19 protein-coding genes are annotated in these 18,846 nt (G+C 54.9%); 11 read left to right on the top strand and 8 right to left on the bottom strand.

Going from position 1 to position 18,846, the window contains the following annotated elements:
- Positions 1–19 precede the first annotated feature (19 nt).
- The 7 genes from GGR95_RS11715 (at position 20) to GGR95_RS11685 (ending at position 5,772) form a co-directional block, all read left to right on the top strand.
- Positions 20–847, top strand: a complete 828-nt coding sequence (locus GGR95_RS11715; RefSeq protein ID WP_184566035.1) for a tryptophan 2,3-dioxygenase — start codon at positions 20–22, stop codon at positions 845–847.
- On the top strand, positions 847–2,037 hold the full coding sequence (gene kynU, locus GGR95_RS11710) for a kynureninase (RefSeq protein WP_184566033.1): 1,191 nt from the start codon (positions 847–849) through the stop codon (positions 2,035–2,037). The genes GGR95_RS11715 and kynU overlap by 1 nt, the downstream gene beginning before the upstream one ends.
- A gap of 429 nt (positions 2,038–2,466) precedes the next feature.
- Entirely contained in the window at positions 2,467–3,117 is a 651-nt protein-coding gene (locus tag GGR95_RS11705; RefSeq protein ID WP_184566031.1) for an ATP-dependent Clp protease proteolytic subunit, read from the top strand.
- A gap of 128 nt (positions 3,118–3,245) precedes the next feature.
- Positions 3,246–4,511 carry an ATP-dependent Clp protease ATP-binding subunit ClpX gene (gene clpX / locus GGR95_RS11700; RefSeq protein ID WP_184566029.1) on the top strand — a complete coding sequence of 422 codons (1,266 nt, stop codon included), beginning with the start codon at positions 3,246–3,248 and terminating at the stop codon, positions 4,509–4,511.
- Positions 4,512–4,577: 66 nt separating this feature from the next.
- Positions 4,578–4,934 carry a Rid family hydrolase gene (locus GGR95_RS11695; protein WP_184566027.1) on the top strand — a complete coding sequence of 119 codons (357 nt, stop codon included), beginning with the start codon at positions 4,578–4,580 and terminating at the stop codon, positions 4,932–4,934.
- A gap of 101 nt (positions 4,935–5,035) precedes the next feature.
- Positions 5,036–5,419 (top strand): NADH:ubiquinone oxidoreductase subunit NDUFA12, encoded by a 384-nt coding sequence (locus GGR95_RS11690; protein ID WP_184566025.1) that lies wholly within the window; start codon positions 5,036–5,038, stop codon positions 5,417–5,419.
- The gene (locus GGR95_RS11685; RefSeq protein ID WP_343042235.1) at positions 5,416–5,772 is read left to right on the top strand and encodes a DUF2155 domain-containing protein; all 357 of its coding nucleotides are present in this window, start codon (positions 5,416–5,418) and stop codon (positions 5,770–5,772) included. Before GGR95_RS11690 ends, GGR95_RS11685 begins: the two co-directional genes overlap by 4 nt.
- On the opposite strand, the gene aat is transcribed toward GGR95_RS11685, so the two are convergent.
- From aat to GGR95_RS11645, 8 genes are all read right to left on the bottom strand, one after another.
- Positions 5,736–6,383 (bottom strand): leucyl/phenylalanyl-tRNA--protein transferase, encoded by a 648-nt coding sequence (aat, locus tag GGR95_RS11680; protein ID WP_184566021.1) that lies wholly within the window; start codon positions 6,381–6,383, stop codon positions 5,736–5,738. The genes GGR95_RS11685 and aat overlap by 37 nt on opposite strands.
- Positions 6,376–7,728 carry an acetyl-CoA carboxylase biotin carboxylase subunit gene (gene accC, locus GGR95_RS11675; RefSeq protein WP_184566019.1) on the bottom strand — a complete coding sequence of 451 codons (1,353 nt, stop codon included), beginning with the start codon at positions 7,726–7,728 and terminating at the stop codon, positions 6,376–6,378. The genes aat and accC overlap by 8 nt, the downstream gene beginning before the upstream one ends.
- 11 nt (positions 7,729–7,739) lie before the next feature.
- On the bottom strand, positions 7,740–8,237 hold the full coding sequence (accB, locus tag GGR95_RS11670; protein ID WP_184566017.1) for an acetyl-CoA carboxylase biotin carboxyl carrier protein: 498 nt from the start codon (positions 8,235–8,237) through the stop codon (positions 7,740–7,742).
- Positions 8,238–8,460: 223 nt separating this feature from the next.
- Positions 8,461–9,213 (bottom strand): ABC transporter ATP-binding protein, encoded by a 753-nt coding sequence (locus GGR95_RS11665; RefSeq protein WP_184566015.1) that lies wholly within the window; start codon positions 9,211–9,213, stop codon positions 8,461–8,463.
- Positions 9,214–9,249: 36 nt separating this feature from the next.
- Positions 9,250–10,011, bottom strand: a complete 762-nt coding sequence (locus GGR95_RS11660; RefSeq protein WP_184566013.1) for an ABC transporter ATP-binding protein — start codon at positions 10,009–10,011, stop codon at positions 9,250–9,252.
- 12 nt (positions 10,012–10,023) lie between these two features.
- Positions 10,024–11,214, bottom strand: coding sequence for a branched-chain amino acid ABC transporter permease (locus GGR95_RS11655; protein WP_184566010.1), 1,191 nt, complete (start codon positions 11,212–11,214; stop codon positions 10,024–10,026).
- Between the two features lie 3 nt (positions 11,215–11,217).
- On the bottom strand, positions 11,218–12,249 hold the full coding sequence (locus GGR95_RS11650) for a branched-chain amino acid ABC transporter permease (protein ID WP_184566008.1): 1,032 nt from the start codon (positions 12,247–12,249) through the stop codon (positions 11,218–11,220).
- A 139-nt stretch (positions 12,250–12,388) separates the two neighbouring features.
- Positions 12,389–13,750: a substrate-binding protein gene (locus GGR95_RS11645; protein WP_184566006.1), complete on the bottom strand. Its 1,362-nt coding sequence runs from the start codon at positions 13,748–13,750 to the stop codon at positions 12,389–12,391.
- A 236-nt stretch (positions 13,751–13,986) separates the two neighbouring features.
- Here GGR95_RS11645 and GGR95_RS11640 point away from each other — a divergent pair, with 236 nt between their 5' ends.
- The 4 genes from GGR95_RS11640 (at position 13,987) to GGR95_RS11625 (ending at position 18,798) form a co-directional block, all read left to right on the top strand.
- Entirely contained in the window at positions 13,987–15,279 is a 1,293-nt protein-coding gene (locus GGR95_RS11640; RefSeq protein WP_184566004.1) for an XRE family transcriptional regulator, read from the top strand.
- A 146-nt stretch (positions 15,280–15,425) separates the two neighbouring features.
- Positions 15,426–15,803 carry a response regulator transcription factor gene (locus GGR95_RS11635; protein ID WP_184566002.1) on the top strand — a complete coding sequence of 126 codons (378 nt, stop codon included), beginning with the start codon at positions 15,426–15,428 and terminating at the stop codon, positions 15,801–15,803.
- Positions 15,803–16,084: a hypothetical protein gene (locus tag GGR95_RS11630; protein ID WP_184566000.1), complete on the top strand. Its 282-nt coding sequence runs from the start codon at positions 15,803–15,805 to the stop codon at positions 16,082–16,084. Before GGR95_RS11635 ends, GGR95_RS11630 begins: the two co-directional genes overlap by 1 nt.
- On the top strand, positions 16,084–18,798 hold the full coding sequence (locus GGR95_RS11625) for an ATP-binding protein (protein ID WP_184565998.1): 2,715 nt from the start codon (positions 16,084–16,086) through the stop codon (positions 18,796–18,798). The genes GGR95_RS11630 and GGR95_RS11625 overlap by 1 nt, the downstream gene beginning before the upstream one ends.
- Positions 18,799–18,846: the final 48 nt, after the last annotated feature.

Genomic DNA, 18,846 nt, shown 5'->3' with positions numbered 1-18,846 from the left:
TCAGCAAAAGGGTCGCATGATGAGTGATTTTGAAGCCGCTTCCAAAGGCGCAAAAATGGATTTTGCCGAGGATATGTCCTATACGGACTACCTTGGCCTTGAACCGATCTTAAAGGCACAGCATCCCTTGTCCGATGCCCATGACGAGATGCTGTTTATCATCCAGCACCAGACGTCCGAGCTGTGGATGCGCCTTGCTATACATGAGCTGGAGGCCGCACGTCAGGCGTTGCTGACGGGGAATTTGTCAACCGCGTTCAAGATGTTGTCGCGCGTGTCACGGATATTCGAGCAGCTGAATTCCGCGTGGGATGTTTTGCGTACCATGACGCCCAGCGAATATACCGCTTTCCGACCCAGCTTGGGCAATTCTTCAGGATTTCAGTCGCACCAGTACCGTTTAGTTGAGTTCCTTTTGGGGAATCGCAATGAGGCGTTGATGAAGCTGCACAAACATAACGCCGAAGCGTTTGAGCGGCTGGAAGCTGAATTGGCGCAGCCGAGCCTGTATCAAGTGGCGATTTCGCTCTTGTGCACGGAATTTGGGCATACGCCGCTGGCAGGCGATCCGGGGCAAACGGATTGGGCCGCAAATGGCGCTGTGCAAGACCTTTGGCAGCGGGTTTATGAAGACCCGAAAGCGCATTGGGGGCTGTATGAGCTGGCCGAAAAGCTGGTGGACCTTGAGGATTATTTCCGGCGTTGGCGGTTTAACCATGTGACCACAGTTGAGCGGATTATCGGTTTTAAGCGGGGCACGGGGGGTACGGCTGGTGTCGCCTATTTGCGTAAAATGCTCGAAGTCGAGTTGTTTCCCGAATTATGGAATGTGAGAGGAGCCCTGTAATGTCTAACATTTTGAAAAAAGAGGCGTTTATCATACCCGAAGGTGTGATCTATCTGGATGGTAACTCGCTGGGGCCGATGCCCAAAGCGGTGGCTGCACGTGTGCAAAGCATGCTGACTGATGAATGGGGTGAGATGTTGATCCGTGGATGGAATTTTGCGGGGTGGATGGATCAACCGATGCGCGTTGGCGCGCAGGTGGCGCGGATCATTGGCGCGGCTGAAGGGTCGGTTGTGATGGGCGATACGCTCTCGCTCAAAGTTTTCCAAGCCTTGGCGGCGGCGATTAAGATGAACCCCGAACGCCGTGTGATCCTCAGCGACACGGGGAATTTCCCGTCTGATCTCTATATGGCCGAAGGCTTGGTCGGATTGATGGAGCAAGGCTATGAGCTGCGCACCGTGGCCCCCGAAGAGGTTGTGGATGCGGTGGATGACAGCATTGCTGTGGTGATGCTGACGCAGGTGGATTACCGCACGGGCCGGACACACGATATGAACGCGATCACCGAGTTGGCGCATCGCCATGGGGCTGTGATGCTTTGGGATTTGGCGCATTCTGCTGGCGCGATTGAGGTTGATCTGGAGGGGTCCAATTGTGAATTCGCCATCGGTTGTACCTATAAATACCTCAACGGCGGGCCGGGCGCGCCTGCATTCATCTATGTGCGGCCTGATTTGGCCGATACCATCAAACCCGCGCTGAGCGGTTGGTTGGGGCACCGTCAGCCCTTTGCCTTTGATCTAAACTATAAAGCCGGGGCAGGGATCGAGCGGATGCGTGTTGGCACGCCGCCGGTGATCCAGTTGACTGCGCTGGAAGTCGCGATGGATCTGTGGGCGGATGTGGATATGGCAGAACTGCGCAGGCAATCTGTTGCGCTGCAAGAGCAGTTCATTACGGAGATCGAGCGTGATGTGCCGCAGCTTACGTTGGCCAGCCCGCGCGATAGCGCTGTGCGTGGCTCACAGGTGTCGTTGCAGTTCCATGAGGGGTTTGCCGCGATGCAGGCCATTATCGAGCGTGGCGTGATCGGTGATTTCCGTGCACCTGATATTATGCGGTTTGGCTTTACGCCGATGTATCTGGACGCTGCTGATATCAGTGCCGCGGTCAAGATCATCGCGGATGTCATGAACAATAATCTGTGGGACCAAGACAAATACAAGGTCCGCTCAAAGGTCACCTGAGTCACCAGCGCTAAGTGCTTTTCCCTTTCATGGGAGGGGCGGGATGTAATAAATGACCCCGCTGTTAAACAGCGAGGCCATGGAAAGTTTTGAAACGTCCTAATCAAAAATAGCCCCAGCAGCGCATGTGCTGCCTTGGTGTATAATTCCTCGCAGTGGTGGGCAGGTCTGTCCCGCCTCTGCGATTTTCACCGGGCATTGAAATTAGGCACGAGCTTTGACGGCGTGGATTACAAAAAGGTGATGGAAATGTTAAGGTTTTATGAAAACTAGCATTTAATGGCCGTGCGGAGGTAGCGTTCGGGCGATTGTATGCAGTGTCGCCGCGATCTGTCCAAAGCCCCCTTGAAGCTCACCCTCGCCACGACTAATCTTGTGTAAACGCTTGGGCAGGTATAATCCTGCGCAACCCTATTGAAGGCAGAGCATATGCAAGATCCCGTAGAGACGTACATGAACCTCGTTCCCATGGTTGTGGAACAGACCAGCCGTGGCGAACGTGCGTATGATATTTTTTCGCGTCTGCTGAAAGAACGCATTATTTTCATTAACGGACCGATTCACAGCGGGATGAGCCATCTTATCGTGGCGCAGTTGCTGCATCTCGAATCTGAAAACCCTGCCAAAGAAATCAGCATGTATATCAATTCGCCCGGTGGTGAAGTTTCTGCGGGACTGTCGATCTATGACACGATGCAGTATATTCGCCCCAAAGTATCGACATTGATCTGTGGCATGGCGGCTTCTATGGGGTCTGTTATTGCCGTGGGCGGCGAGAAAGGCATGCGGTTTGCGCTGCCAAACTCCGAAGTTATGGTGCATCAACCCTCCGGCGGCTCACAGGGCATGGCATCGGATATCCTGATTTCAGCGCGCCACATCGAACAAACCCGCGAGCGGATGTACAAGCTGTATGTCAAGCACACTGGTCAGGATTATGAGACCGTTCAGAAAACGATGGACCGTGATACGTGGATGACACCCGAAGAAGCCAAAGAATGGGGTCACATCGACGAGATCGTGGAAAATCGCGGTAAATCCGACGATGCAGAAGAGAAGAAGCCCAAAAAGGGCAAGTGAACAACAATAGCACGCGCCTTGGTTTTGCGATTGCAGGACCTTGGTGCGTGACTTAGACTTACATCGATTTCGTTTCGTACCACCCATTCGGGGTGGTACCCCCAAGCTTTAGACCTGAAAGGGCTCAGATGGCCAATTCAACCAGCGGCGACAGCAAAAACACCCTATATTGCAGCTTTTGCGGCAAAAGCCAGCATGAGGTGCGCAAGCTGATCGCAGGCCCGACCGTTTTCATTTGTGATGAATGCGTCGAACTGTGCATGGATATTATCCGTGAAGAAACAAAGGCATCCGGCCTGAAGGCAACCGATGGCGTGCCGACACCAAAAGACATTGCAGGCGTTTTGGACGATTATGTTATCGGTCAGGCCAAGGCAAAACGGGTGTTGTCTGTCGCGGTGCACAACCACTACAAACGCTTGAATCACGCCCAAAAAGGCGGCGATATCGAACTGGCAAAATCCAACATCATGCTGATCGGTCCTACGGGCTGTGGTAAGACGTTGCTGGCCCAAACGCTGGCGCGGATTTTGGATGTGCCGTTTACAATGGCCGATGCAACCACACTGACCGAAGCAGGTTACGTGGGCGAAGACGTTGAAAACATCATCCTCAAACTGCTGCAAAGCTCGGAGTATAATGTTGAGCGTGCACAGCGCGGCATCGTTTATATCGACGAAGTAGATAAAATTACACGTAAATCGGAAAACCCTTCCATCACCCGTGACGTATCGGGTGAGGGCGTACAGCAAGCTTTGCTGAAGCTGATGGAAGGCACGGTTGCCAGTGTTCCTCCGCAAGGGGGCCGTAAACATCCGCAGCAGGAATTCCTGCAAGTGGACACCACAAATATCCTGTTTATCTGTGGTGGTGCTTTTGCGGGTCTGGATAAAATCATCGCTGCACGTGGCAAAGGCTCTGCTATGGGCTTTGGCGCGGATGTGCGTGACAATGACGCACGCGGCATCGGTGAGATTTTCACCGAGTTGGAACCAGAAGATCTGCTGAAATTCGGCCTGATCCCCGAGTTTGTGGGCCGTTTGCCTGTTCTTGCAACGCTTGAGGATCTGGACGAAGACGCATTGGTCACCATCCTGAGCCAGCCCAAGAACGCATTGGTCAAGCAATACCAGCGCCTTTTCGAGTTGGAAGACACGCAGCTGACCTTCACCGAGGATGCGCTACAAGCGATTGCCAAACGCGCGATTGAGCGGAAAACAGGCGCACGTGGTCTGCGCTCGATCCTTGAGGACATTCTGCTGGATACTATGTTTGAGCTGCCCGGTATGGATACAGTGAAAGAAGTTGTTGTGAACGAAGAAGCTGTGACATCGGATGCGAGTCCGTTGATGATCCACAGTGACGCAGTAAAAGAACCCGCCACTGCGGGGTGAACTAAACAACGTTAACGTAATAAAGGGCAGGCCAGTGGTCTGCCCTTTCTCTTGGAAAGTTATGATATGAAGCGTATTTTTTCTGGTGGTGAGTTCGAAGCGAAGCTGGGCTATTGCCGTGCGGTTGTTGCGGGGGGCTTTGTACATGTTGCTGGCACTTGCGGGCAGGGCGATGACGTGACCGCGCAATGCCGGGATGCCCTGCGCATCATCCGCGAGGCGTTGGAAAACGCAGGCACGGACATGAGCAAAGTTGTGCGCGTGACTTACATGCTGCCAGATCGCAACGAATTTGCACCTTGCTATCCCATCCTGTCGGAAGCCTTTGGCGAGAACCCGCCAGCGGCGACGATGATTGAATGTGGGTTGATTGATCCTAAATTCAGGATCGAAATCGAAGTGACCGCACTGGCCGCAGAATAATCGCGTAACACGATCCCGTAGATCGCCTATGGGATCGTGAGATGGCTGGACCTTCGCGGTTTTTTTGCCCATAACCTGAACAAGAGTAATAGGAGTCTCGCATGGGCATTCTCAGCAAAGCTTTAAGCGCAGTTACATGGTGGAACGGGCAAACGCTCAACACACAATTGTTCACGTGGCGTAAAGGCGTGAAGGTTGGTGACGATTCACAGGGTAATATCTATTATCGCAATGCCGATGACAGCAAGCGTTGGGTGATCTTCAACGGCGAAATCGAAGCGAGCCGGATCAACCCTGATTGGCACGGTTGGCTGCACCGCACCTATGATTCCCCCCCAACAAAAAGCCCCTTGGCCCACAAAGTTTGGGAAAAGCCGCATCAGGAAAACCTGACGGGCACAGTATTGGCCTATGCGCCAAGCGGGTCGATCCGCCGTGAAAACCCTGCGGATCGCGGTGACTATGAGGCATGGGCACCCGAGTGATACGCGGCTTAGCATTTGTTCTGGCGTTCTGCGCCAGTTCTGCTGTGGCAGAGCAAACCAGCAACGGGCAGGGTGCTATCCTGCGCGCGCTGGATAAGACCTCTGGCACAACGGTTGATTTGTCCGTTCCGAACGGCCAGATCGCGACCATTGGACGCCTCAGCATCGTTCTTAATGAATGTCGTTATCCTGTGGGTAACCCGTCAGGGGATGCCTATGCCGAGTTGGAAGTTTCCGAAATCGGAAATGCTGGCACGGTTTTTTCCGGCTGGATGATCGCCTCTGCCCCTGCGATTAACGCGATGGAGCATCAGCGTTACGATATCTGGGTCATGCGCTGTATCACGTCCTGAGGGCTGGCCTGTGGGCCCGTGCCAAAAGACGCAGTTAGAGCTTTAGCGTCTGCTAATTTCCTGTGATATTTTGCGCGGCTGATCTCAATCCCGCCTAGTGATGCCAGATGGCTGGTGATGAACTGTGTGTCAAACAAGGTAAACCCACCGTTGCGCAGCCTGTCGACCAGACAGGCCAACGCGATTTTGGATGCATTTGTGCGGCGCGAGAACATCGATTCGCCAAAAAACGCGCCCCCCAGCACCACCCCATAGACGCCCCCAACCAAGGCTTCACCTTCCCATACCTCCAGAGAATGGGCTTGTTTACGTTCAAACAGGGCAGTGTAGAGGCTGCGGATTTCTGCGTTGATCCATGTCTCGTCACGGTCAGCGCAGCCATCCAGCACGCCGCTAAAATCGCGATCCGTGGTGATGGTCCAGTCGCTGCGACGCATGGCACGGCGCAGCGATCGTGAGAGGTGGAAACCATCCAGCGGCATGATACCGCGTTTGCGCGGATCGACCCAGAAAATCTCTGGGTCGTCGCGTCCTTCGCTCATCGGGAAGATTCCGACACTATAACCGTGTAGCAACAGCTCCGGTGTCAGATCTCCGCCGGCCTCAGGCATTCCCGAAGTTTGTTTCCAGCCAGTGTTCCAACCAGTGGATGTTATAGCCACCTGTCTGGATATCTTTTTCCTGCAACAACGCATGGAAGAGCGGTACAGTGGTGTCCACGCCATCGACAATCAGTTCACCCAATGCGCGGTTAAGACGTGCCAAGGCTTCGGGGCGGTCACGTCCATGCACAATCAGTTTCCCGATCAAGCTGTCGTAATAGGGCGGGATTTTATACCCGTCATACAGCGCGCTATCCATCCGCACACCCAAGCCACCAGGGGCATGGTATTGCGTGATCTTGCCGGGGCAGGGCGCAAAGTTTGGCAGTTTTTCAGCGTTGATACGCACTTCGATCGCATGGCCGTTGATCTTGAGATCGTCTTGGGTGAAGGACATAGGAAGCCCCTCTGCCACGCGGATTTGTTCACGCACCAGATCGACACCAAAAATGGCTTCGGTCACTGGGTGTTCCACCTGCAAGCGGGTGTTCATCTCGATGAAGTAGAATTCGCCTTTTTCATAGAGAAATTCGATGGTGCCAGCACCGATGTAGTTGATGTTGGCCATCGCATCCGCGCAGACCTTACCGATACGCGCGCGTTCTTCTGCGGTGATCGTCGGGCCGGGGGCCTCTTCGAATACTTTTTGGTGGCGGCGCTGGAGCGAACAATCGCGTTCACCCAGATGCACAGCTTGGCCTTTGCCGTCACCGAAAACTTGAATTTCGATGTGGCGCGGGGTGGTCAGGTACTTCTCAATATAGACTTCGTCATTGCCGAAGTTTGATTTTCCTTCTGCCCGTGCGGTTTGATAGGCTTTTTCCATGTCTTTGGCGGATTGCGCCACTTTCATGCCTTTGCCGCCGCCGCCAGCCGTGGCTTTGATGATCACAGGATAGCCGACTTCTTCGCCAATGCGCTTGGCATCTTCAAGTGTCGCCACACCACCGTCAGAGCCGGGCACACAAGGCACACCCAGTTCTTTCATCGCGTCCTTGGCAGAGATTTTATCACCCATGATGCGGATATGTTCGGCTGTTGGGCCAATGAAGGTCAGGCCGTGATCTTCGATGATCTGAACAAACCCTGCATTTTCTGACAAGAAACCATAGCCGGGGTGGATCGCCTCGGCGCCCGTGACTTCACAGGCGGCGATGATGGCGGGAATGGAGAGGTAGGACAGTTGCGAAGACGGCGGGCCGATGCAGACGCTTTCATCTGCCATACGGACATGCATCGCATCGCTGTCAGCGGTAGAGTGTACCGCAACAGAGGCAATGCCCATTTCGCGCGCGGCACGGATGACACGCAGGGCAATTTCACCGCGGTTGGCGACGAGGATTTTGTTAAACATTGAATGCCCCCTTATTCGAGGATCACAAGCGGAGAGCCAAATTCAACGGCAGCCCCGTCTTCGACCAGAATGCGTTTGATGGTGCCCGAACGAGGGGCGGGGATGTGGTTCATGGTTTTCATGGCTTCCACAATCAACAGCGTGTCACCTTCGGCGACTTGTTTGCCAACAGTGATAAACGCAGGCGCGTCTGGCTCAGGCGCGGTGTAGACGGTACCAACCATAGGAGAGGTCACTGCACCCGGATCAGAGGACGGATCGGAGTTTGTTGGGGCGTCAGGGGCTGCCATTGCTGCGGGCGCTGGTGATGCCATTGGGGCAGGGGCAGCGTGCATCGTTTGGGGGGCGGCCATGATCTGTTGTGGCGGCTTGCGAGAGACGCGCACATTGAGGCTGTCGTCCTCGGCGTAATCGCGTTTGACCTGCAGTTCTGTCAGATCGTTGTCGTTCAGCAGTTCTGCCAATGCCCGAATGAAGGCGACGTCTGCGTCATGTGTATTCTTAGTCATATTGTTCCTCGACCGTTGCGAAGGGGGCGCCGTGCGCATGCCCGTTTGACGTGCTTATATGGTAAGGGCCACAGCATGGAAAGCCGCACTTTACCTATAGGCAACACACAATCACCCCCATAGCCCGACAAGGGAGGGTCCTCGTTTTACTTGGGGGGCGTCTGGAACATGATGAACTGCCCCGCAGGGCGCGGAGCATTCGTGTTGGTCCTGAAATTGCGGCTTAGATCGCAAGGTATTCTGCGCGCAGCGATTCGTTTTCCAGCACTTCTTGGGCGGAGCCGTCGAAAACCACGCTGCCCGTGTCCAAAATCACCGCACGGTCAGCCAGTTTAAGCGCGCGCACGGCGTTTTGCTCTACCAGAATTGTGGTGATGCCCTGCGCCTTGATGATGGACAAAGTCTTTTCTATTTCATCAACGATGACGGGGGCCAAGCCCTCATAAGGTTCATCCAATAGCAGTACTTTGATGTCGCGGCACAGGGCGCGGGCGATTGCCAGCATCTGTTGCTCACCGCCTGAAAGGGTTGTGCCTTCTTGCTTCTTACGCTCACCCAAACGCGGGAACAGCTCATACACACGCTCTAGCGACCAGCCGATTGGCGGGGCGATTTGGGCCAGCTTCAGATTTTCTTCTACGGTCAGCCCCGCAATGATGCGGCGGTCTTCTGGCACCAGCGCCAGTCCTGCGGCGGCGGCCTCATAGCTTTTCATCAGGTGCAGGGGTTTGTGATCCAGCCAGACCTCGCCTTTTGTCAGTTGTGGATCACCGATTTGTGCAATTGTGCGTAGGGTTGAGGTTTTGCCAGCTCCGTTGCGGCCCAATAGCGCAAGGATTTCGCCTTCATGAACGTTAAAACTGACGCCTTGCACGATATAGCTTTCGCCATAAGACGCGTGAATGTCCCAGACGGATAGAAAGGCAGGGGCGGTGGCGGCATGGTTGGCGTTTTTGTTCAATGTCTGAGTGGTCATATCAATGTCCTTTTATAAAGAGAGAGCGCGCCCGCGTTAAACGGTCTGCGTCTCGCCCAGATAGGCTTCTTTCACTTTGGGGTGGCCTTTGATGTTGTCAGGCGTGTCCTCAACCAACGGGGTGCCTTGGGCCAACACGGTGATCCGCTCGGCCAAGGAAAACACCACATGCATGTCGTGTTCGATAATGGCGATGGTGATGTCGCGCTCTTCCTTGATCTGTTTGAGCAGGTCGATGGTGTTATTGGTATCGGCCCGTGCCATGCCAGCGGTGGGTTCATCCAGCAATAACAGGCGCGGCTCTTGGGAGAGGCACATGGCAATCTCTAGGCGGCGTTTGTCTCCGCGTGACATGGATGATGCGTGCATCTCGCGTTTGTCATAAAGTTTCATGTCTGAGAGCATCTGCTTTGCCTTCTCAAACACATCCTTTTCACTGGCGACACTGCCGATGGCATGCAAGCTGAACGCACCATCGCGTTTGGCAAAGCAGGGGATCAGCATGTTTTCCATCACCGTCAGATCACCAAAAATCTCGGGTGTTTGAAACACGCGGCTGATACCCATTTGGTTGATTTCATAGGGCTTGCGCCCAAGTACGGATTGCCCGTCAAACATGACTGATCCCGTATCGGGGATCAGTTTGCCGACCAAGCAATTCAGCAGTGTTGATTTACCGGCCCCGTTGGGGCCGATGATCGCGTGCACTGTATTTTCTGCAATGCTCAGGTTCACGTTACCCAAGGCTTGCAACCCGCCGAAGCGCTTGTTTACGTTTTTGACTTCGAGAATACCCATGTCATGCGCTCCTTATTCTGCAGGGGGTGTTTTGGTTGTTGTGTCTGTCTTCTTGCGGCGAAACAGCTTGCCAATACGTTGCCCCCCTTCAACCAGACCACCGGGCAGAAAGATCACAACCAGCATGAACAACAGACCCAACGTCAAATGCCAGCCTTTGCCCACAAAGGGATAAACCAACGTGATCAGCAGGTCTTCGATGCCGTCTGGCAAGAAGGCAAACCATTGCTCTAGAACCGTTTTGTTGATTTTGGAGACGATGTTTTCCATGTACTTGATGAAACCCGCCCCCAATACAGGGCCGATCAAAGTGCCAGCACCACCAAGGATTGTCATCAACACGATCTCGCCAGAGGCTGTCCAGAACATCCGCTCTGCACCCACTTGGGTATCCATCGCCACCAGCAGGCCACCTGCCAGCCCCGCATACATGCCAGAGATGACAAAAGCCGCTAGCGTATAGGGTTTGGAGTTGAGACCCGTATAGTTCATCCGCTGTTGGTTGGATTTCACAGCGCGCAACATCATCCCAAAAGGTGAGCGGAAGATGCGGATCGACAGGTAAAAGACGATTAGCATGATCACAGCAGCAAGGTAGTAGCCTGTGTTAAAGTTGAAGGACCAATCGCCCAAGCGCAGCACGCTAGTATCGCTCATGTTGAAGCCGAATAGATTGGCGCTGGGGGATTGCCCCGCAGGAAGCGCACCATCAAGGATACGCGGATCGGATGTTTTGGGCTGAAGCCCTGTCTCGCCACCTGTGATGGGGGTCAGGACAGAGTAGGCCAGCGCATAAGACATCTGCGCAAAGGCCAGTGTCAGGATTGAAAAGTAGATGCCCGAGCGGCGCAGCGATATCCACCCCACCACAAGTGAGAACAGTCCCGCCACCAGTACCGAAACGATGATCGCAGGGATCACGTTCATAGTGAGCAGCTTCATCATCCAGATCGCGGCATATGATCCGACCCCCAGAAACGCGGCATGACCAAAGCTGAGGTAGCCCGTCAGACCGAATAGAATGTTAAAGCCGATGGCAAGAATGCCAAAAATCACCAAGCGCTGCATCAAATCAGGATAGCCCGCATTAAACTGCGCCATTGCCGAGCCTTGGGGGAAAGGGTTGAGGATAAAGGGCGCTGCAAGGGCGAGGATCGCCACAACCACCATCAGACCAAAGTCACGTTTTGTAAGTCCAAGCATGTCTTAGTCCTCCATCACGCCGGCACGGCCCATCAGGCCACGGGGACGCGTCAGCAAAATGATGATCGCAACAAGGTAGATGATGATCTGGTTGATGCCCGGAATGAACTCCAACACCACGGCCATAGAGGCAAAGCTCTCGAGGATGCCCAGAAGGAAACCCGCCAGCACCGCGCCGCCGAGTGACCCCATGCCGCCGACAACCACCACAACAAAGCTGAGCACCAGAAAATCCATACCCATATTATAGTTGGGCGAGTTGATCGGCGCATACATAACACCTGCCAATCCCGCGACAGCCGCAGCAATGCCGAACATAATGGTAAAGCGTTTGTCGATGTTAATACCCAGCAAACCCACGGTCTCGCGGTCAGCCATGCCTGCACGTACAACCATGCCAAAGGTGGTGAACTGTAAGAAGGCAAAGACAGCACCGATGATCAGAGCCGAGAAGGCGAAGTAGATCAGACGCCAGTAGGGATAGATGATGGTATTGGGATCAAACCCAAGCATCGCGCCAAAATCAAACGATCCCGCAAACACCGCAGGGGCGGGGGTGGGGATCGGGTTGGCACCGTAGAAGTATTTGATCACCTCTTGCAGCACAATCGCCAGACCGAAGGTCACGAGGATCTGATCGGCGTGGGGGCGTTTGTAGAAATGTTTGATCAAACCACGTTCCATAATAAAACCGATGGCGATCATTACGGGAATGGCAAAGAGGATCGACAGGGGGACAGCCCAATCAATCAGCGCCTCACCTGTTTCCTTTCCAAACCAGTCAATGATGTAGGGCACATCCACTTTCATCGGGTTGCCAAGGAAATCCTTGCGGGTGTCATCAATGACAACATGGCTCCACGTGAGTAGATTGGTGAAAGTCACGGCGCAGAAGGCACCGATCATGAACAAGGCACCATGGGCAAAGTTAACCACGCCCAGCGTGCCAAAGATAAGCGTCAGACCAAGGGCGATCAGCGCATAAGCTGAACCCTTGTCGAGGCCGTTGAGTATTTGAAGTAGAATCGCGTCCATGGTCCGTCCCATCTGTCACAACCGCTGACTACCCGTCCTTTGGAACGCGGGTATTTGGCGGATTTTCAGGCTGTTGGTTGGTGAAACTGCGGTCCTGCGGGGCAGGCACATGGCCCGCCCCGCAGATCATCCGCGCGTGTTATGCGCCGGGGTTACATGACCCCAAAGACCCGCCCGCGAACTGTGGGTGGTCAGGGGCATATGTCACTTGCTCGGCTGGGGTGACTTCGACGATGTCCACCAGATCATATTCGTTCTCTGGGTTCTCTTTACCCTTCACAACGACAACGTCTTTAAAGCACTGGTGATCATCCGCACGGTAGAGCGTCGGACCATTGCCCAGACCATCAAACTCAAAACCCGACAGCGCTTCGCCAACCGCACAGGGGTTAAACGATTTGGCGCGTGTTACCGCATCTGCATAGAGCAGTGTCTGCACATAGCATGTATGCGCGGCCTGTGAGGGCGGGAAACCGAACTTGGTGCCAAAGGATTGCACAAAGGCGTTTGTCCCCGTGAAGCGGGCACCCAGTTTATCTTCCAGCTTCCAATCCCAGTTTTGCGATCCCAGAATACCCTTAATGTTTGCACCCGCACCACGGGCCATCAATTCAGAGTACAGCGGCACAACGATCTCGAACTGTTTGCCATTCACCATCTTGTCGCGCAGGCCGAACTGTACAGCGTTGGTAAGAGAGTTCACCATGTTGCCACCATAGTGGTTCAGCACCAGCACATCCGCGCCAGACTGGATCACTGGCGCGATATAGGCCGAGAAATCTGTGGCAGTCAGCGGTGTCAGGACAGAGTTAACCGTTTCCCAACCCAGCGCTTCGGTAGAGGAACGCATTGCCTCTTCTGTGGTGTAACCCCAGTTGTAATCCGCTGTCAGGTGATAGGCTTTGCGGTCAGCGCCGTATTCATTGACAAGGATCGGCGCCAGAGCGGCACCAGACATATAGGAGTTAAAGAAATGGCGGAAACCATTGGCCTGTTTGTCTTTGCCGGTTGTGTCGTTGGCGTGGGTAAGACCCGCCATAAAGATGATGCCAGCCTCTTGGCACAGCGCCTGAACGGCCACAGCCACACCAGAGCTGGACCCGCCAGAGATCATCACAACGCCGTCTTTTTCGATCATCGACTTGGCAGAGGCGCGCGCGGCGTCTGATTTCGTCTGGGTGTCACCTGTGACAAACTTGACCTTCTTGCCCATGATGCCAGTCCCATCCAGCACCTTGGAGCTGAAAGTTTGCATCATGCCGCCGTCGCCCTCACCGTTCAGGTGCTCAACCGCCAGCTCAAAAGCACGCAGTTCATCTGCGCCTTCATCCGCGTAGGGGCCTGATTGGGGTACGTTAAAGCCCAATGTGACGGTGTCGCCCTGTGGGGCATTAGTAAACCCGCTCTCTTGAGCGCGTAAATATGTAGGTAAGGCAAGGCCCGCGCCAGCGACGGCACCCGCTTGGATTAGACCGCGACGTGTCGGATTAAAGATTGACATATTTTCCTCCCGAAAGTTTTCAAACAGTCACCACTGCTTACTCCCGAGCGTTGGTGCTGGCACTTTATCTGTGCTGTGTCAGTATTGGGGGCGCTGGGCGCACTCGCAATAAGGGCCTTGAATGAAGATGTATATTTGTAAATAAATAGACATCAGATGTGGTCAGGATGTAAATTTAGTGATGTTGCAATGCAGAAAGCCGTGGCCTTTGCGTCTATTTCTTCAGGTGGACTATCATGACGCGTGAAAGCGAAACGGGCAGCCGTATCCGCGAACGGCGGGTGATGCAGGGGGTGAAACAGGCGGATCTGGCCCGCGCGATTGGCATTTCTGCCAGCTATTTGAATCTGATCGAACATAATCGCCGCAAAATTGGCGGCAAGCTGTTACTGGGCATTGCTGCCGCATTGGAAGTTGAACCGCAGGCTTTGACCGAAGGCGCAGAGGCTGCCTTGCTGGGGGCGCTGGGCGAGGCTGCGGTGAATGCCGCCATGTCCGAACACGATGCGCAACACGCCGAGGCCTTCGCAAGCCGTTTCCCGCAATGGGCCGAAGCGCTTGCCGTTAGCCAGCGGCGCATTGCTGTGCTGGAACGCACAGTAGAGAGCCTGAGTGACCGCATGGCCCATGATCCCTACCTCGCCGACTCGATGCATGAACTGCTTTCTACCGCTGCGGCAGTGCGATCAACCGCTGAAATCCTCGCTGGGGAGGGCGCGCTTGAGCAAGAGTGGCAGGACCGTTTCCACGCCAACCTTGATGCCGATAGCCGCAGGCTGGCGCAGAGTGCGCAAGTGTTGGTCGGGTATCTGGAGCAGAGCAAAGGGGCTGCCGCTGCTGGCCTGTCTCCGCAAAACGAGGTTGAAGCGTTTTTGGCAGATCGGGATTTTCATTTCCCACAGTTCGAGAAGCAAAACCTGCCGACCACCTTGGTCGATGGGCTGATAAAGCAAGAGGCCGCATCGCTGTCTGATGCGGCCCGTTTTACCCTGCGCCGTGTGTTAGAACAGGTGCGCGGGGATGCTGGCGTTTTACTGTTGGCTGATTTGCAAACGGGCATAAATGAGGAGGGGCTACAGCCCGTGTTACTTGCACGGCGTTTTTCCGTGCCTGTAGCGCTTGTGTTGCGTCGTTTGGCAGCGTTGCCTGCTTTGGGCGCTGGCTTGGTCGTGTGTGACCGCTCTGGCACAGTGATTTTTCGTAAATCCGTGGATGGGTTTTCAGTGCCAAGGTTTGACAGTTGTTGCCCTCTGTGGCCGCTGTTTGCGGCACTGGCCGCACCGGGGGCGGTTCTGCGCGAGCGGGTCGGTCAGTTGGGGCGTGCTCAGGTGCAGTTTGACGCATTTGCAACCACGGATTTGGGCGTTGCCCATGAATATAACACCCCCGTGCCTGCACATGGGGTGATGCTGCTGCTGCCTGCGCCAGCGGGGGATGTCAGAATGGAGGTCCGTGCGGTCGGCGCGACCTGTAGGATTTGCCCGCAAGAGAAGTGCCATGCGCGGCGTGAGCCGTCGATCATGGGTTAAGGCCGGATGGCAGTGGTTTGAAGGAGAACGCCAACTGTCAATCATTTTGACTTGTGCAATGCAACTGTGCAACGTGCAGTGGAAATATAGAGGCGAGATTGACGTTAGATCAAGCCGCCGCTGTCGATATCGGGAGGAGACCTTACATGACCAAACATGTCGTGTTGGTGGAGGATGAAGCAAACATCGCGGAGGCCATCCGCTTTTTACTGGGCCGTGAGGGCTGGCGGGTTGAAACGCTGGCCAATGGGCACAATGCTGCGGGTGTCATTCGGGCTGCAAAGCCGGATTTGGTGATACTGGACGTCATGTTGCCCGGAAAAACCGGATTTGAGATATTAGCCGAGCTGCGCAGCGATGCCAGCCTTGCGGGCATGCCTGTGTTGATGCTGACAGCACGGGGGCAGGCGCGGGACCGTGAGATGGCGCTGAAAGCAGGGGTAAGCCGATTTATGACCAAACCCTTTGCCAACGAAGAAATGATGTCGGCGGTACGTGAGTTGACCGCAGGCCGCGTGAGCTGATGGCAGAGGCACGGTTGTTTCTGGAAAAGCGCAGCTACCGTCGGCGGCGGATCATGGATGCGGTGCGAATGTTGCCGTTTCTATGTACTGTGCTGTGGATGCTGGTGCCTACCATGTGGCCAACGGGCACAGATGGGGCCGCGGTCACGCCGCTGTCGACTGCGCTTTGGTATGTTTTTGTGATCTGGGCCTTGGCTATTACGGCCTCCTTTGCCTTGTGGCGGCGTGTGCACCGTAAGGAGGGGGGGACAGAGACCGGAACGGGCCTGTCTGATACCTGATGGTAAGCCTCAATCATCTCATCGTTGTCTGCCTTGTCTATGTGGCTGGATTGTTCGTTGTGGCCTTTCTGGCCGAGCGCGCAGCCCTGCGGGGGCGCGGAAGCTGGCTTTTACGCTCGCCGTTGGTCTACACGCTGTCACTGTCGATCTATTGTACGGCGTGGACGTTTTACGGGGCAGTGGGCTATGCGGCGCGGTCAGGCTTGGAGTATGTGACGATCTATCTGGGCCCGTCTTTGGTGATGATCGGCTGGTGGTGGATATTGCGCCGCTTGGTACGGATCGGACGGGCGCAACGGGTGACATCGGTCGCGGATTTGATCTCGTCTCGCTATGGTAAATCGAACCTGCTGGCGGTGATGGTGACAATCATGGCGGTGGTGGGTGTGACGCCCTATATCGCACTGCAATTGCAATCAGTTACTGTGTCGGTTTCAATCTTTGCCACCCCTGATTTGGGGGCGGCACAGGGTGAGGAACTCAACCAGAATGCGGCCTTTTGGGTGGCCGCAGGTTTGGCGATCTTTACGCTTTTGTTTGGCACAAGAAACCTCAACGCTAATGAGCGTCACCACGGCGTGGTTATTGCCGTTGCCGTAGAGGCGGTTGTCAAATTGGTAGCGCTTTTGGCAGTGGGGGCTTTTGTAGTTTGGGGGGTTGCAGGGGGCGTGCCGCAGATATTGGCCCGCATTGACGCCTCGCCGATCAGTGATTGGAACACAGGCGGCGGGCGCTGGACTGCGATTACGTTCTTGTCGGCGGCGGCCTTGTTGTGCCTGCCGCGGATGTTTCAAGTTATGGTGGTTGAGAACGACGACGAGCGGCATTTGCAAATCGCAAGCTGGGCTTTCCCGCTGTATTTGATGGCGATGAGCCTGTTTGTCGTGCCGATTGCAGTGATCGGGTTGGAACTGATGCCAGAAGGGGCGAATCCTGATCTGTTTGTCCTGACGGTCCCGCTCAGCCTTGGCCAGAACGGTTTGGCGATGCTGGCGTTTCTGGGCGGGTTTTCATCGGCCACGTCGATGGTGATTGTCGCCACTTTGGCGCTGAGCACGATGATGTCCAACCATATTGTTATGCCTTTGTGGCTCAAGCTCAGCGATGTTGGGGCGCAGCAGTCGGGGGATGTGCGTACCGTTGTTATTCGCGCGCGGCGGTTGTCGATCATGTTGATCATTGCGTTGGGGTATTTCTATTACCGCGCATCTGGCGGCTCTGGTGCGTTGGCTGCGATCGGGTTGATCTCTTTTGGGGGAGTGGCCCAGTTTTTACCCTCCCTGATGGGAGGGATTTTCTGGCGGGGCGCAACACGAACAGGGGCAGTTGCGGGGCTTAGCATTGGTTTCATCATCTGGATGTACACAATGTTGCTGCCCAGTTTTGGTCCTGATGCGGCGCTCTCTGCTGCGGTGTTTGATAACGGGTTGTTCGGTATGGCTTGGCTGCGTCCGCAGGCGCTCTTTGGTCTTTCGGGATTGGACCCGACTGTTCATGCGGTCTGGTGGAGCCTGTCGATCAACGCGCTGGTCTTCTTTGTGGTGTCGATCTTTAGCTTCCCCACGCCGCTAGAGCGGCTTCAGGGCGCGCAGTTTGTGAATGTCTTTGACCATTCCTCTGGTCCTGCACACGGCTGGGCGGCCTCACAGGGGCGGACCGAAGACTTGATGATCATGTCCCAGCGTATTCTGGGCGCGGATGAAGCGCAGGCGTTTTTTGCGGCGCAAGCTTTGAAACAAGGTCTGGTTGCTGAGCCGCCCGCGCCAACGCCTGAATTTGTACAAGCGTTAGAGCGGGAGTTGGCGGCATCGGTGGGGGCGGCAACTGCGAACGCGATGATTGGCCAGATTATCGGCGGGCAGGTGATTTCGGTTCAGGATTTGATGGCAGTGGCGGACGAATCTGCGCAGATACTTGAGTATTCCAGCCAGCTTGAAACAAAATCACGCCAATTGTCCGAGACCGCGCAGGAACTGGGCCATGCCAATGAAAAGTTGATGCAACTGTCTTTGCAAAAAGACAACTTCTTGAGCCAGATCAGTCATGAGCTGCGCACCCCGATGACGTCGATCCGGTCGTTTTCAGAAATTTTGCGAGACATGGAGGGGTTAACGCCAGCAGAAAAGACGCGGTATGCGTCGATTATTCATTCCGAAACCATCCGTCTGACACGGCTCTTGGATGATCTGTTGGACCTTTCAGTTTTGGAGAATGGCCAGGTATCGCTAAACGCGCAGCGGGTCAATTTATATGATGTTATCGAACAGGCAGTCACGACCGCACAGGCCAGTTCGGCGCGGCAACTTGAGATCAGGCGCAAGGCATCGGCGGAAGAGGTGATGGTCTATACAGACAGTGACCGTCTGGCGCAGGTGTTTATTAACATCGTGAGCAATGCTGCAAAATACTGTGATGCTTTGGTGCCCGTGCTGGATATCACGGTATGGCGAGAGGAGGCAAATGTGGTCATCGCCTTTCGCGACAATGGCAGCGGTGTTCCTGTTGAAGGGCAAAATCTGGTGTTTGAGAAATTTGCCCGTCTTGGTAATGGAGACGCGGATGGTGCGGGGCTTGGGCTTGCCATTTGCCGCGAAATCATCACCCGGCTTGGAGGCCAGATCAGCTATGTTCCTGATGGCGGTGGGGCAAGGTTTGAAGTGCGCCTGAAAGACCTTCAGTTCGATGATGAAACCAAATTAAATTTTGCTGTCTAAACAGGCTGGTAACCATTGCGCTATACCACCTTAGCAATGAGGTCCGAA

The organism is Sulfitobacter undariae, from assembly GCF_014196805.1.
Classification (GTDB): Bacteria; Pseudomonadota; Alphaproteobacteria; order Rhodobacterales; family Rhodobacteraceae; genus Sulfitobacter; species Sulfitobacter undariae.
The sequence above is the reverse complement of the archived record's forward strand: the minus strand, read 5'-3'. Positions and strand labels throughout refer to the sequence as shown.